This is a genomic window from Streptomyces sp. NPDC104309 (assembly GCF_055584025.1).
This window is the reverse complement of sequence record NZ_JBVJMV010000046.1, coordinates 27,563-40,120: the sequence shown is the minus strand read 5'-3', so window position 1 is coordinate 40,120 and position 12,558 is coordinate 27,563. Positions and strand designations below refer to the sequence as shown.

The window sequence follows — 12,558 nt, the reverse complement described above, 5'->3', positions numbered from 1 at the left end:
GCGGTCATCTCTTGCGCGGTGGGGCGCATATTCAGGGCACTTGTGGAAGAGCAGGTATGTATGAGGGCATGTCGCATCGCGTCAAACGCGGTGCCGCGCGCGTACAACCCTGACGGGGGGAAGCGTGTCCAACTGGCGTGGCAGAGGTTCTCGATATCACAGTGGTGGGCCCCTTGCGCGGCGCTTCGGTGCGTCCGCTCAGACGGCCCCGCGCACCCGGCGGTATGCCGGTGATCGCGCCCATGCCCGCCGCGCGTCCCGCGCGGCTGCCGTCGCAACGCGAGGGCGCTGAGGAGAGCGTGGCTGCCGGAACCACGGTCGACCATCTCACCGAGACCTATCGCGCCCACTACCGTTCGCTGCTCGGCCTCGCGGCGCTGCTCCTGGATGACACCGCGTCATGTGAGGACGTGGTGCAGGAGGCGTTCATCCGCGTGCACTCGGCGCGCAACCGGGTACGGGACCCCGAGAAGACGCTCGCGTATCTGCGCCAGACCGTCGTCAATCTGTCTCGTTCCGCGCTGCGCCGTCGCATTCTCGGGCTGAAGCTGCTCTCCAAGCCGATGCCGGACATGGCGAGCGCGGAGGAGGGTGCGTACGACCAGCTGGAGCGGGACGCGCTGATCAAAGCGATGCGGGGGCTGCAACGGCGCCAGCGGGAGGTGCTGGTGCTGCGTTACTTCGCGGACATGACGGAGGCTCAGGTGGCCGAGACGCTCGGCATATCCCTGGGCTCGGTCAAGGCTTACGGCTCCCGTGGGATCGCGGCGTTGCGCGTCGTGATGGAGGCCCAGTGATGAGCCGGCGCGACCACAGGGACGAGAGCGGCCACGAGCGCGAGCCTCGGATTGACCGGACTGGAAACGGAATTGTGAATGACGGGCCGGAGAGCACTCCGGACGTGAACGCGGACATGGACGATTCGGACATGCGCGGCTCGGGCATGGACGGCACTGCCGTGAATGGCTCGGACGGGGGCGGCTCGGCTGCGGACGGTTCGGTTACGGGCGGCTCGGCCAGGGACGGCTCGGACAGCGATGGTTCGGTCAGCGATGGTTCGGTCAGTGATGGTTCGGACACGGACACGGACACGGACACGGATGCGGATGTGCGCCGTGCGGATGGTGCGGATCGTGGGCGTCGGGACCTCGTGTCCGTGGGGGGTACGGACAGGGGCACCGGGGCCGCCGGGGTGGCTGAGCTCGGCGGGCTGAGCAGCCTCTTCGGCGCGGGCGCGGGCGCGGGTACGGGTTCCGGCCTGGGCACGGGTTCCGGTACGGGCATGGGTTCCGGCGCGGGAGACGGTGGTGGCACGGGCATGGACGAGGTCGCACTGCGCCGCATGCTGCACGGGGCCGTCGAGCACATCGAACCCCGCGACGGCACCCTCGACCGTCTGTACCGCGCGGTGCCAGCCCGGCGCGCCCGGCGGCGGCAGGCCGTCGTCGGCATGGCGGCGGCGGCGCTGCTCATCGGTACCGCGGTCCCCGCCTTCGTCCATGTCGCGAACTCCGACGGCTCGAACGCCGCCAATCCCGCGATAGCCGGGCACGGCGAGCAGGCACAGGGCGGCAACGGCACCGAGAACGGCGCGGGAACCGGCGGGAAGAGCAACGGCGGCAGCGGCGACGGGCAGGGCAGCGACCAGGACCATCCCGCGAGCACGAGCAGCCCGTCCGACAGCCGTGGCCAGGGCTCCGGCGGCAATCCGGCCGGCGGGGTCTCCGACCCGGCCGCCTCCGAGGCGGCCGCCATGCCGACCTGCGACCCGGGCCAACTCGCGGTCGCCTCGGCCGAGACGGGCGCTGCCGGAGCCGACGGCACGGTGTACGGGACCTTCCGGATCGCCAATGCCTCCGGCACGGACTGTTCGATGAGCAGTAGCGGCAACGTGGGCTTCCAGGCGATGGGCGCGGCCGACCCGGCGAGGATCACGGTCGTTCAGCACACCGCGGGTGACGCGGCGTCCGGGCTGCCCGACCCTTCGCAGGAGCAGGGGACGGTGCTGCTGAAGCCGTCCATGGCGTACGAGGTGAAGTTCGCCTGGGTACCCAATGACACCTGTCCGACCGTCGGAGGCTCACCGAGTCCGACACCGACGGACGGCGCGGGCGGCTCCGGCGGTGCCACTGCCGCCGGTACCGGTGCGGGCAGCACCGACGGGACCGGGGAGACGGCTCCGCAGCTCGGCGGCGAGGACGGCGGTGGAACGCTGGACGGCAGCGTCGCCGTGACGCATACGCCGGAGGCGGGGGCGCCGGTCGCGGAGACCAAGATCGCCAACGCTTGTTCGGGCACGATCTACCGGACCGGGGTGCTCGCCCCCGCGACGTGACGCGGGATACGGCGTACGCCATATGAGTGAGGGGGCCGACCGGTTCAACCGGGCGGCCCCCTCACGCGTGCGCCCTCAGCCGGAGCCGGCGCTCACATGGGGATCGGCTGTGTCGGCGGCGGCTGCGTCGGTGGCGTCGGCGGGCCGGGCGTCCGCTTCGGCATATGCGGTCGTGCCCGTGTCCGTGCCCGTGTCCGGGTCTGAGACGAGGCCCAGACTCAGGTCGCGTGCCGCTTCGGCCTCGCGGCGGACCAGCCGGAACCACATGAAGAGCACGAACCCGGCGAAGACGAACCACTCGCCGGTGTAGCCGAGGTTCTGGAAGGCCTTCAGGTCGAGCCCGGTGCCCTGCGGTACGGCGGCCGGTACGGGACGCAGCGAGCCGGTGGCGTCGGTGTCCTGAAGTGTCACCCAGGCGTCGTAGACGTCGTACGGGACGAGGTTGACCAGGGACGCGGCGCTGATCATGCCGAGCTGGCCGGACGGGAGCCCGCCGGCCGAGTCGACGCCGGTGGTCCCGGCGTTCTCGGATGCCTGAAGGTCGCCGGTGACCGTGACCTCGCCGGTCGGTGCGGCGGGTACGGCGGTGTGGCCCGGCCGACCGGGCAGCCAGCCGCGTACCACCGGCAGGGCCTTGCCGCTGTCCGTACGGAGCATGTTCAGGACATAGAAGCCGCTCTTGTCGTCCAGCTCCCGGTCGGGCACCAGGAACTGGTCGGCGTACCGGCCGGTGGCGGTGGCGGGGCGGCCCGAGGTCACCGTGTCGACGGGCAGGAGGTCGTCGATGGGCTTGGCGGCCCTCGTGCCCGGGGCGGGCTGCTTCTCGGCGGCGTCGTGCGTCTGCACGCGATCCTCGAAGCGGCCGAGCTGCCAGGTACCCATGAAGATGCAGAACGGGATGGCCAGTACGACGAAGAGGTTGATCCCCCACCATCGCGGGGTCAGCAGGAACCGGTACACCCCTCCACGGTACGGTCCCCGCTCCGGTCGCCCGGCGCGGGGTGCCGACTGGGGCGCGGCAGCGCCGCCGACGGAGCCGCGAGGCGGAGCACCGCGGGGCGGGCGCTGGGGGCGAGGGCACCGCGGGGCGGGGGCTGGGCGGCGGGGGCCTCCGCGACCGCACGGCGTCGCCCCCGTCGTGGGCCCCGTCGTGGCCTCCGCGCGGCGACCCCACCGGCCGCCCTGCACATCGTCCGGCCCCGCGTCCGGGGCACCATTCCGCACGGCGTCGCTCACCGGCCCCCCCCCGCCCCGCTGCGTCGGCCGTCGCACACCGCTTCCGCTTCGCTCTCGATTGCCGGACGGCCTGAGACGGCCTGTGGTGGCGCCGGGCGAGAGGAGGGAGGAAGCGGACGTCCTTATTCGCTGGACAGGATCGATTCGCCGGACGGGCTCGAAGAGCCGACGGTGGGGGCGGCGGAAGGGACGGGGGAGGAGACGGTGGAAGCGGCGGGGATGGCGGAGGCGGCGGAGGCGCCATCTGTGGCCAGGTGGCGTCGGGCGAAGTCGAGTTCCAGGCGGACCTGCTTGATCCTCTCCTCCACCACGAGCGAACCGTGCCCCGCGTCGTACCGGTAGACCTCGTGCACCGCGTCACGGCCCTTCAGCCGGTCCACGTAGTTCTCGACCTGGCGGATCGGGCATCGCGGGTCGTTGACGCCCGCCGAGATGTAGACCGGCGCACGGACGGCGTCGACGTACGTCAACGGGGACGAGGCCTCGAAGCGCTCGGGAACGTCCTCCGGGGTGCCGCCCAGCAGCGTCCGGTCCATCGCCTTCAGGTCCTCCATCTCGTCGTGATACGCCGTGACGTAGTCCGCGACCGGGACCGCCGCCAGGCCCAGGGCCCAGTCGTCCGGCTGTGTGCCGAGGCCGAGCAGGGTCAGATAGCCGCCCCAGGAACCACCGGCCAGGACCAACTTCGCCGGGTCCGCGAGACCGGACTTCACCGCCCACTCCCGTACCGCGGCGATGTCCTCCAGCTCGATCAGGCCGACCCGGTGCTTCAGCGCGTCCGTCCAGGCACGGCCGTATCCGGTGGAGCCGCGGTAGTTGACCCGGACGACCGCGTAGCCCTGGTCCACCCAGGCGGCGGGGCCGGAGGCGAAGGCGTCGCTGTCGTGCCAGGTCGGGCCGCCGTGGATCTCGAAGACCGTGGGGAACGGCCCCTCGGCCGGGGCGGCTGGCCGCTGGACGAGCGCGTGGACGCGGCCTCCGGGCCCGTCCACCCACACGTCCTCCACCGGCACGGATGCCGGCGCCTTCGGGCCGGGCGGATCGAGCACCACCGCACCCGAGGTCGACCGGATGACGGGCGGCTGCGCGGCCGACGACCACAGGTACTCCACCGTGCCGTCCGGCCTGGCCGTGGCACCCGACACCGAACCCGCGGGGGTCTCCACCCGGACGGGAGCGCTGCCTGCCCCCGGCTCGTACCGCCACAGGTCGCTGCGGGCCTCGAAGCCGTGCACGATCAGCAGTGCGGAGGCGTCCGGATACCACTCGGCGCCCACGTCACCAGGCAGATCGATCGCGAGGTCCGTCTCCGTCCCCGTCATCGGGTCCCAGATCATCGGCTCCCAGCGGCCCCGGCGCTGATGCCCGACCAGCAGCCTCGTGTCCCCGGCGACGGGGGCGAAGCCCAGCACGGACAGGCCCAGTTCCTTCGTGCCGCCCTCGGTGTCGTCCAACTCGGCGACCGTCGACCCGTCCGGCCGCACCACACGCAGCGCGGAGTGCATCGCGTCGCCGTGCTCGGTGTGCTCCAGGGCGATCAGCGTGCCGTCATGACTGAGGTCGCCGACGCCCGCCGACTCGCGGTGCCGGTAGATCTCGACGGGCGACGCGGCCCCGGGCCGTACGACATGGATCGTCGTCCCGTCCTCGTCGGTCGAACGGCCGACCACCGCCGTACCGTCGCGCCCGATCGCGAGCCCGGCCGGGTACGAGGCACCGAGACCGGGCGCCGCCGGCTCGTCCACCGCTTCCTCGCCCTCGCCGCCGCGGAACGGCTGACGCATCCACCCCCCGAACTCGTCCCCGTCGGTGTCGTTGAACCACCAGATCGACTCGCCGTCCGGTGTCAGCACGCCGTCCGTCGTCCCGTTGGGCCGGTCGGTCACCTGGCGCTGCTCACCGGTGGCGCGGTCCCACGCGTACAGCTCGTACGTGCCCGTGGCATTGGAGACGAACAGCGCGCGGTCCGGTGCGTCCTCCGCCCAGTCGGGCAGCGACACCCGCGGCGCGCGGAAACGCTGTTCCCATTCCGGCTCAGAAGCCGACGCCGGCACAGAAGCCGACGCCGACGCGGACGCCGGAGCCAGAGCCGGAGCCGGAGCGGAAGCGGACGCCGGGGCGGAAGGGGCCGTCGAACCAGTGATCTCAGTCATGTCCCCCATTCTGCGCCGGAACGCCGACAATCCGTTCGCATCGCCCTCAGCCTGTGGATAACCTCCCGGGCATGCATGCACCGACCCCCGCCGACTGGCACGAGGCCAACCGCGCGCACTGGGACGAGCGGGTCCCCATCCACGCCATGAGCGACTTCTACGACCTCGAATCCTTCCGCGCGGGCAAGGACACCCTGCGCGACTTCGAACTCGCCGAGGTCGGGGAGGTCACCGGCAAGTCGCTGCTGCACCTGCAGTGCCACATCGGGGTCGACACGCTCTCCTGGGCGCGGCACGGCGCCGCGCACGTCGTCGGTCTGGACTTCTCCGAACCGGCCGTCGAGACCGCGCGCAGCCTGGCCCGCGAGCTCGGGTTCACCCAGGACCGGGCGGCCTTCGTCGCCGCCGACGTCCATGACGCCGCGGAGGCCGTGCCGGACTCGTCGTACGACATCGTCTACACCGGTGTCGGCGCGCTGAACTGGCTTCCCGACACCCGCCGCTGGGCCGAGACCGCCGCATCGCTCGTCGCGCCCGGCGGCTTCCTCTACCTTGCGGAATTCCATCCGGTCACGGACTGCCTCGACGACTCGACCGGCACGAAGGTCGTGCACGACTACTTCAGCCGTGACGCGTGGGTGGACGAGTCGCCGGGCACGTACGCGGACTTCGACGCACCGACCGTCCACAACCGCAGTGTCGAATGGCAGCACCCGATCGGTGACGTGGTGTCGGCACTGGCGGCGGCCGGGCTGCGGATCGAGTTCCTGCACGAGCACGACATCTCGTTGTTCGCCCGCTTCCCGTCGCTGGAGCGGCAGGGCGACGGCTCCTACCGTTTCCCCGCCGACCGTCCGCGCATCCCGCTGATGTACTCGATCAAGGCGTCGCGGCCGGCCGACTCCTGATCGAAGGTCGACACCAGGGCCCACGGGCGATCCCGTTCTCAAGGCCGATTGTCAGTGGTGGGGTTCAGACTCGAACCATGACCACGACTGCTGATCTGCGCACCGCGGTGGAGACGTACTGGACCGCGGCCGACGCCCGCGACTGGGACACCTTCGCCACGACGCTCGCCGACGAGGTGCTGTACGACCTGCCGCAGACTCGCGAACGCATCCGCGGGAAGGAGCGGTACGTGCGGTTCAACCGGGAGTACCCGGGGGACCGGCGCGTCCGTGTCGAACGGGTCGTGGCCGACCGGGAGGGGCAGCAGGCCGCTGCCCGGACGCTCTTCACGGTCGGTCTGCAGGAGCTGCACGCCATCCATTTCTTCACGTTCGACCAGGAGGGCCGGATAAGCGGGATCACCGACTTCTTGCCCGAGCCGTACGAGCCCCCGGCGGGCCGGGAGCACCTCGTCGAACGGTACTGAACCGTCCGACGGGAGACAGGAGATGCCGGCTGTGCTCCGCCCGGCATCCGGCCCCGGCCGTCCGCCGCGTCGGAGTCGGCCGCGGCCACCGCCGTGCTCGCCACCGCTGTCGCCCTTGCCGTGCACCGACCGGGCACAGCCGCCCGGATCTGGAGCAATCCACCCATGGGCCGTGGCGACGCGTCCGAGCCTGGGACAACGTGCCCGCGCCCGAACGCAACAGGAGCGCGGCGGGCCGCCGGAGCTACCCCGGCAACCCGCCGCATTCCTGTACCTCCCTCGTCCGCGTCCTACGCGGCCGAGCGGAAGGCCGGAAGATAGCCGCCCGATTGCCCGGCGGCCTTGGGGTGGTACGAGTTGTAGACCGGGATCGACACACTGTGGAGCCAGGCGTCGCCGGAGCACAGCTCATGTCCGGTGAATTCGTCGACCACGCTGGAGAACGTGAATCCGGCATTGGCCGCCTGCTTGGCGATGACGCCGTTCAGGACGTCCGACGCGTTGTTGATGGCCGACCGTTCCTTCTCCGAGAGCCCGGCGATGCAACTGCCGCTCAGCTGGTAGAAGCGCGGGTAACCCAGCACCACGACACGCGCCTGCGGGGCCCGCGAGTGGATGGAGCCGTAGAGCGAACTCAAGCCGGACGGAAGCGAGTTCTGGATCTGTGACACGGCCGAGCTCACGCTGTTCAGGCAGGTGGCCTCGCTCGACAGTACGCAGGTCTGCATGACATCGGCGAAGCCGACGTCATTGCCGCCCGCGGTGACGCTGACCAGGCCGGTGGACGAGTTCAGCGCGCCCAGCTGGCTACTGGCCACGGAACTCGTCGTGGCGCCCGAACAGGCGACGAAGGCGAAAGAGGAAGGTGAGTTCGCCGCTGCCCAGAGGTAGGGATAGGCATTGGTGCTGCGGCGGCAGTCACCACTGTCGGAGAGGTAGCTCCCGGCGCCGACGCCGGAGGAGTACGAGTCGCCGAGAGCGACGTACCCACCGGCGGCGGCCGAGGAGGATGCCGAGGCCGGCTGGGCGATGCCCAGGGCGGCCGCGGTGGCGAGGAGCAGAGTGGATGCGGACGCCCAGAATCTCCGTACTGACATGGCTGTCAGCCCTCCGAAGTGTGGGGGGTGGGTGGGGGGTTGATTGAGCGCCACGTTTCTAGCAGCTCTTGGTACTCGCCGGTAATAGCTGCGCAAGAACTGGTCTGATTTGCCCGAATGATCGTTCGGTGGCGGTAGCTCCGCGCGTAGATAAACCTCTCGACGCGCCTGGATCTTCGCGTGACGAGCGCACTTCCGGGCTGCGGAGTCGGGTCGGCGGGAGCGGGGGCCTCAGGGCCGGGCAAGGCCGGCGATGCCTCAGTCGCTCACGTCCCCCCGAGCCGCTCGGCACTCGCTCGACGTGTTTACGGGGCGGGGCGCGGTGGGCCCTCTCGCCTCGAACCGGAGCGGCCGGCAGCAGTGGTGGGTTCTTCGTACGGAGGGGGCGACGTCGACCCCGCTGCCAGGTGTGCCGGACAGCGGGGTCGACGGGGGTGGGCGGCGGGGCCGGCGGCGGGCTCGGTGGGGCGGACCGGGTCGCCGGGATCGTCAGGGAGCCCCTCGTCTCCATGTCCGCACGGATCCGGACGCCGCGCGCCGAGACCGAACCGTAGGCCCCACGAAAACGCCCCCTGTGGAGCGGCCGGCCCCGGGCTTACGGGCTTGCCGCCACAGAGGGCGTTCTCGTGGATCTGCGGGGGTCAGTTGTGGCCGAACCTCCGCTGCTTCCGGTGGGAGACCTGTTCTGAGATCGAGTGCACCGTGTTCTGGGCCGGCGACTGCTGCGTCTGCTCCTTGGTCTCAGGGGCAGCGCTGCGTTCGTGGCCGCCGGTGCGGGCGCCTCGGTTCTGCCGACTCTGCTTCTTGCCCACGATCGTGCCTCCTGTAGCGGATCTCGGACGATGGGCCATTACTAGATTCGCATATGCGTGCGAAAGGTGCATATTGGGTAGCTGCTGCCGAGTGCGCTCGTATCGATGCGGCGTGGGAGAAGCGGGCGACCGTGCGTACGACGTGGCGCCGCGACGGGCCGGACCAAACCGGCCTCCGCGGGGACCGCCCTCTGTGGACAGGCCCTCTCTCGCGAATCAGTCGAATCGGTCGAATCGGTCGGATTGGTTGCATCGGTCCGATCGGTTGGATCGGGTGGATGGGGCGGATCAGGTGGATGTGGATCAGGCAGATATTGGGGTGCGGCCGGGTCGGGGCGGACTTAGGGTCGATGCTCGTGGAACCGCTCAGTGAGAAACAGATCCGTTCGTCCTTCGTGAACTGCACCAAGGGCGAGGCGGCACGGCTGCGGCTGCCGCTCGACTTCGGCGAACTACCATGGGAGGACCTGGACTTCCTGGGCTGGGTGGACCCGGGAGCGCCGCTGCGGGCGCATCTCGTGCTCCCTCGGGAGCAGGGCCCGTTGGGGATCTCGCTGCGTGTGCCCTCCGTGGGTCGCACCAGTGCGGTGAAGTCCAGCCTGTGCCAGATCTGCCTGACGGGCCACGCCTCCTCCGGGGTCGCTCTGCTCGCCGCCCCGTTGGCGGGCGCCCGGGGTCGCGAGGGCAACACGGTCGGTATCTATATGTGCGTGGACCTCGCCTGCCCCCTGTACCTGCGGGGCAAGCGGCAGCCGAAGCTGCGTTCCGGGCGGTACGAGGAGTCCCTGACCCTGGACGAGCGTCGCGCGCGCATGTGGGGCAACCTGGACGCCTTTGTGGCCAAGGTTGCCGTGGCGTGAGTGCTGATGGGCGTGTCCCGTCACCTCGCGGGGAAGCCCGCGCGACCGACGGAATCACCAGAGCTGTGACAGAGATCGGTCACAACGCGTCCGTCGGCAGGACACGGGCCGGATCGGTGGCTCCGAAGAAGGAGGCGAGTCGGCTCGGGGCGCGGCCGTCATCGTCGTCGGTGACCCAGCCGACGGCACCGGAGATCACGTAGTCGGGTGTCCATCCGGGCTCTCCAGGATGTGGACGCGGTCGTTGTATCCGGATCTGCCGGTGTCCGTCACGATGCTGAAGCGCTCCTCGGCGGTGGCGCTCCGGATGACAAGACCGTCGTAGAGCATGCGTGCCTTCATCGCCTCGACGGGCTTGAAGAGAACATCCACCCGTGGACCGCCCCGATGAGCGCGCTGCGCAGCGGGAGTTGGCTGTGACTGAGGGAGTACGCCCAGACCTTGAACGTCCGATGGGAGCGGAACAGCACCTGGCCCGGTGCGAAGTGGTTGTCCTGATCGAGCCGCGCGTCGGTCTGCATCCGGGGATGCTGTCGGACCGCCCAGGAGCCTCTCGCTCAGGCTGTGGCGACCGGATCAGCGGGACCGGATTACCGAAGGCTCTTCCAGAAGGCGTAGTTGTGGTCAGCCGTGAAGTCCGCGCGCTTCCAGGCGTCAGAGGACAGTGTCTGCACGTATCCGCGCTCGCCGAGGAAGGCCGGCCAGCTCGTCCTGCCCGAAGCGGCGAAGTCCACCCCTGCGTGGAGCATCCGATCACGGAACCCCCTCTGCCCGTCCTTGACGTTCTCGAAGAGGGCCAGGTCGAACAGGTAGGGCAGTTCGGCCATGTGCTGGGCGCGCGGGTCGAAGCTGGGGGCCGGGTACCCCTTGAACCAGGGGGTGTCGTGTTCGCTGAACTCGTAACATCCGCGTGGGGGTCCACTTCGACAGCAGGCGCGCGGTGTCGAGTGTCGGGACCGACCACGTCGCGTCGGTGCGGACCGCGGCCAGGGTTTCGCCCGCTGAGGCGAACCTGCTCAGCGGATAGCGCTTCAACACGGCGTCGGCCCGGTCGCCGATCCGGCGAGGTCCTCGAAGGGCTGTGCGACCTGGCCGATCTCGCACGCTGACGCCGCACCTCGGTCCCGTCCCGGGCCAGGGTGCCGCAGAGGTCCCGAAGGAGCCCTCCGTGCCGTCCCCGTCCCCGTCCAGGGGCGGCCTGGAGCCCGTCGGTCTACCGTGTCCACGGGCCAGCTGGGGCTTGTCGGTCGACCCCGGCGCCTCCCCTGCGCGCCGCCGCCGGTCGGCCCTCGCCGGCACCTGAAGAACTACCGGGACGGTCAGGAGGTCTCGTACTGCGACGTCCGTCCGGGCGAGGTGATCGGGCCCGACGCAGGTCGGAGAGGCGTATCAAGGCGGCGGTCTTTCCCCGCGAGAAGCCCCTGCGGACCTTCGACTCCGAGGCGAACCCGAACATCGACCCGGCCACGATCCACACCCTCGCCGGCTGCGAGTGGATCAAGGAGGGTCAGCCGCTCTGCCTTGCCTGATCGGTGACGCCGGCACGGGCAAGTCCCACATGCTCATCGCCCTGGGCACCGAGGCCGCGATGAAGGGCTGCCACGTTCGTTACACCCTCGCCGGGAAGCTGGTGAACGAGCTGGTCGAGCCAGGCTGTGGCATCACCTACTCGCCGACGCGGGCCACGAGCAGCGGCTGGAAGTAGCCCGTCTCCTGCGGCATCCGCCAGCCGAGGTCGACAAACCCGGCCTCGGCTGCGAGGCCGACCAGCCGGTCCCGGCCGAGCGCCCAGTAGGTGGTCCGGCGGACCTGGACGCGCCATCCTCCGTTTGCCGGAAGAAGTTGGAAGTGCTCCAAGTCGTAGTGCTCGCCGTCATCGTGCCATTGCCAGAGCTGGAAGGTCACGGACCGTTCCCCGCCGTTGGCACAATCGGTGATCCGGTGGACTTGTGGAGGCGTCGAAGACGGGTGGACGCGCAACAGGTCGTCGTAAGGGCGTGTGCTGACGAGCAGCAGGCCGGCGGGACGCAAAACGCGCCGCATCTCGGCCAGGGCCGCATGCACATCCTGCTCTGTCAGCAGGTGAGGCAGCGAGTTGTCGGCGCAGACGACGGTGTCGAACTGGCCATCGGAAAACGGGAGGCGTCGCATGTCGGCGGCGGCTGTGCGCAGGCTCAGGCTCCGGCGGGCGGCCTCACGGGCAGCGCGGGCGGCGGCGCGGGGGCTGAGATCGGTCCCGATGACGTGATGCCCGCGCAGCGCCAGGCCGATGGCCTGTGTGCCGATGCCGCAGGAACAGTCGAGCACCTTCGCGCGATCCTAGCCGATCAGCGTGTCCAGAGCGTCTCCCTGCCGACGGATGCTCGCGTCCCAGTCGGAGTAGATCAGGTGGTAGTCGTCGGCCAATTCATCGTAGAAGTGCGCCACTGATCTCTCGGGCATGGGTCGAGACTACTGTGCCCTGTTCCTCGGAGGCGCTGATCACCAACTGCTGCTGAAACTCCTCGACAAACGCTGCTCCTGAACGTGGACGAAGCCGACTGAATCCAGGGCGCGCAGGAGCGGTGGCGCATCGCCGAACTCCCGGACGTGGGCGCTCCGATGGGATTCGTGATGTCGACGCGCAACAGCTACCACCCCGTCATCGCGTACATCGAGGTCCTGCCCGCGCACCGCGACCGCTTCGGCGC

At 70.3% G+C, this 12,558-nt stretch carries 12 protein-coding genes and 3 pseudogenes; 7 read left to right on the top strand and 8 right to left on the bottom strand.

Going from position 1 to position 12,558, the window contains the following annotated elements; translation table 11 throughout:
* Window positions 1–224 precede the first annotated feature (224 nt).
* Together ACZ68L_RS38620 and ACZ68L_RS38615 are read left to right on the top strand one after the other, a co-directional pair.
* Window positions 225–797, top strand: coding sequence for a SigE family RNA polymerase sigma factor (locus tag ACZ68L_RS38620; RefSeq protein WP_351086048.1), 573 nt, complete (start codon window positions 225–227; stop codon window positions 795–797).
* 116 nt (window positions 798–913) lie between these two features.
* Window positions 914–2,335, top strand: coding sequence for a hypothetical protein (locus tag ACZ68L_RS38615; protein WP_469587259.1), 1,422 nt, complete (start codon window positions 914–916; stop codon window positions 2,333–2,335).
* Between the two features lie 75 nt (window positions 2,336–2,410).
* Here the strand turns inward: ACZ68L_RS38615 and ACZ68L_RS38610 are convergent, their stop codons facing one another.
* Both ACZ68L_RS38610 and ACZ68L_RS38605 read right to left on the bottom strand, forming a co-directional pair.
* Window positions 2,411–3,295: an SURF1 family protein gene (locus ACZ68L_RS38610; RefSeq protein WP_469587256.1), complete on the bottom strand. Its 885-nt coding sequence runs from the start codon at window positions 3,293–3,295 to the stop codon at window positions 2,411–2,413.
* Window positions 3,296–3,693: 398 nt separating this feature from the next.
* Window positions 3,694–5,724 carry a S9 family peptidase gene (locus ACZ68L_RS38605; RefSeq protein ID WP_469587253.1) on the bottom strand — a complete coding sequence of 677 codons (2,031 nt, stop codon included), beginning with the start codon at window positions 5,722–5,724 and terminating at the stop codon, window positions 3,694–3,696.
* A gap of 71 nt (window positions 5,725–5,795) precedes the next feature.
* On the opposite strand from ACZ68L_RS38605, the gene ACZ68L_RS38600 reads away from it, so the two are divergent.
* Together ACZ68L_RS38600 and ACZ68L_RS38595 are read left to right on the top strand one after the other, a co-directional pair.
* On the top strand, window positions 5,796–6,632 hold the full coding sequence (locus ACZ68L_RS38600) for a class I SAM-dependent methyltransferase (protein WP_469587250.1): 837 nt from the start codon (window positions 5,796–5,798) through the stop codon (window positions 6,630–6,632).
* 77 nt (window positions 6,633–6,709) lie between these two features.
* A complete protein-coding gene (locus tag ACZ68L_RS38595) occupies window positions 6,710–7,099 on the top strand; it encodes a nuclear transport factor 2 family protein (RefSeq protein WP_469587247.1) in 390 nt (129 codons plus the stop codon).
* Between the two features lie 290 nt (window positions 7,100–7,389).
* Here the strand turns inward: ACZ68L_RS38595 and ACZ68L_RS38590 are convergent, their stop codons facing one another.
* Both ACZ68L_RS38590 and ACZ68L_RS38585 read right to left on the bottom strand, forming a co-directional pair.
* Window positions 7,390–8,196, bottom strand: coding sequence for an SGNH/GDSL hydrolase family protein (locus ACZ68L_RS38590; RefSeq protein ID WP_469587245.1), 807 nt, complete (start codon window positions 8,194–8,196; stop codon window positions 7,390–7,392).
* A gap of 641 nt (window positions 8,197–8,837) precedes the next feature.
* Entirely contained in the window at window positions 8,838–9,008 is a 171-nt protein-coding gene (locus ACZ68L_RS38585) for a hypothetical protein (RefSeq protein WP_469587241.1), read from the bottom strand.
* Window positions 9,009–9,364: 356 nt separating this feature from the next.
* Here ACZ68L_RS38585 and ACZ68L_RS38580 point away from each other — a divergent pair, with 356 nt between their 5' ends.
* On the top strand, window positions 9,365–9,868 hold the full coding sequence (locus tag ACZ68L_RS38580; protein WP_469587239.1) for an FBP domain-containing protein: 504 nt from the start codon (window positions 9,365–9,367) through the stop codon (window positions 9,866–9,868).
* Between the two features lie 195 nt (window positions 9,869–10,063).
* Here the strand turns inward: ACZ68L_RS38580 and ACZ68L_RS38575 are convergent, their stop codons facing one another.
* The 3 genes from ACZ68L_RS38575 to ACZ68L_RS38565 all read right to left on the bottom strand — a co-directional run bounded on the left by ACZ68L_RS38575 (window position 10,064) and on the right by ACZ68L_RS38565 (window position 10,695).
* A complete protein-coding gene (locus tag ACZ68L_RS38575; protein WP_469587236.1) occupies window positions 10,064–10,210 on the bottom strand; it encodes a hypothetical protein in 147 nt (48 codons plus the stop codon).
* On the bottom strand, window positions 10,207–10,389 hold the full coding sequence (locus tag ACZ68L_RS38570; protein WP_469587232.1) for a hypothetical protein: 183 nt from the start codon (window positions 10,387–10,389) through the stop codon (window positions 10,207–10,209). Before ACZ68L_RS38570 ends, ACZ68L_RS38575 begins: the two co-directional genes overlap by 4 nt.
* A 69-nt stretch (window positions 10,390–10,458) precedes the next feature.
* Window positions 10,459–10,695: a hypothetical protein gene (locus ACZ68L_RS38565; protein ID WP_469587231.1), complete on the bottom strand. Its 237-nt coding sequence runs from the start codon at window positions 10,693–10,695 to the stop codon at window positions 10,459–10,461.
* Window positions 10,696–11,226: 531 nt separating this feature from the next.
* On the opposite strand from ACZ68L_RS38565, the pseudogene ACZ68L_RS38560 reads away from it, so the two are divergent.
* Window positions 11,227–11,516: pseudogene (locus ACZ68L_RS38560) on the top strand (ATP-binding protein); the annotation flags it as partial.
* Window positions 11,517–11,533: 17 nt separating this feature from the next.
* Here ACZ68L_RS38560 and ACZ68L_RS38555 read toward each other — a convergent pair.
* Window positions 11,534–12,310 (bottom strand): annotated as a pseudogene (locus ACZ68L_RS38555) (class I SAM-dependent methyltransferase).
* Window positions 12,311–12,424: 114 nt separating this feature from the next.
* On the opposite strand from ACZ68L_RS38555, the pseudogene ACZ68L_RS38550 reads away from it, so the two are divergent.
* A pseudogene (locus ACZ68L_RS38550) lies at window positions 12,425–12,544 on the top strand (GNAT family N-acetyltransferase); the annotation flags it as partial.
* Window positions 12,545–12,558 lie beyond the last annotated feature (14 nt).

Coding starts and splice junctions, on each gene's coding strand:
- ACZ68L_RS38620 (WP_351086048.1), top strand. CDS start 225: ATGCCGGTGATCGCGCCCATGCCCGCCGCGCGTCCCGCGCGGCTGCCG.
- ACZ68L_RS38615 (WP_469587259.1), top strand. CDS start 914: ATGGACGATTCGGACATGCGCGGCTCGGGCATGGACGGCACTGCCGTG.
- ACZ68L_RS38605 (WP_469587253.1), bottom strand. CDS start 5,724: ATGACTGAGATCACTGGTTCGACGGCCCCTTCCGCCCCGGCGTCCGCT.
- ACZ68L_RS38600 (WP_469587250.1), top strand. CDS start 5,796: ATGCATGCACCGACCCCCGCCGACTGGCACGAGGCCAACCGCGCGCAC.
- ACZ68L_RS38595 (WP_469587247.1), top strand. CDS start 6,710: ATGACCACGACTGCTGATCTGCGCACCGCGGTGGAGACGTACTGGACC.
- ACZ68L_RS38590 (WP_469587245.1), bottom strand. CDS start 8,196: ATGTCAGTACGGAGATTCTGGGCGTCCGCATCCACTCTGCTCCTCGCC.
- ACZ68L_RS38575 (WP_469587236.1), bottom strand. CDS start 10,210: ATGAAGGCACGCATGCTCTACGACGGTCTTGTCATCCGGAGCGCCACC.
- ACZ68L_RS38570 (WP_469587232.1), bottom strand. CDS start 10,389: ATGCAGACCGACGCGCGGCTCGATCAGGACAACCACTTCGCACCGGGC.
- ACZ68L_RS38565 (WP_469587231.1), bottom strand. CDS start 10,695: ATGGCCGAACTGCCCTACCTGTTCGACCTGGCCCTCTTCGAGAACGTC.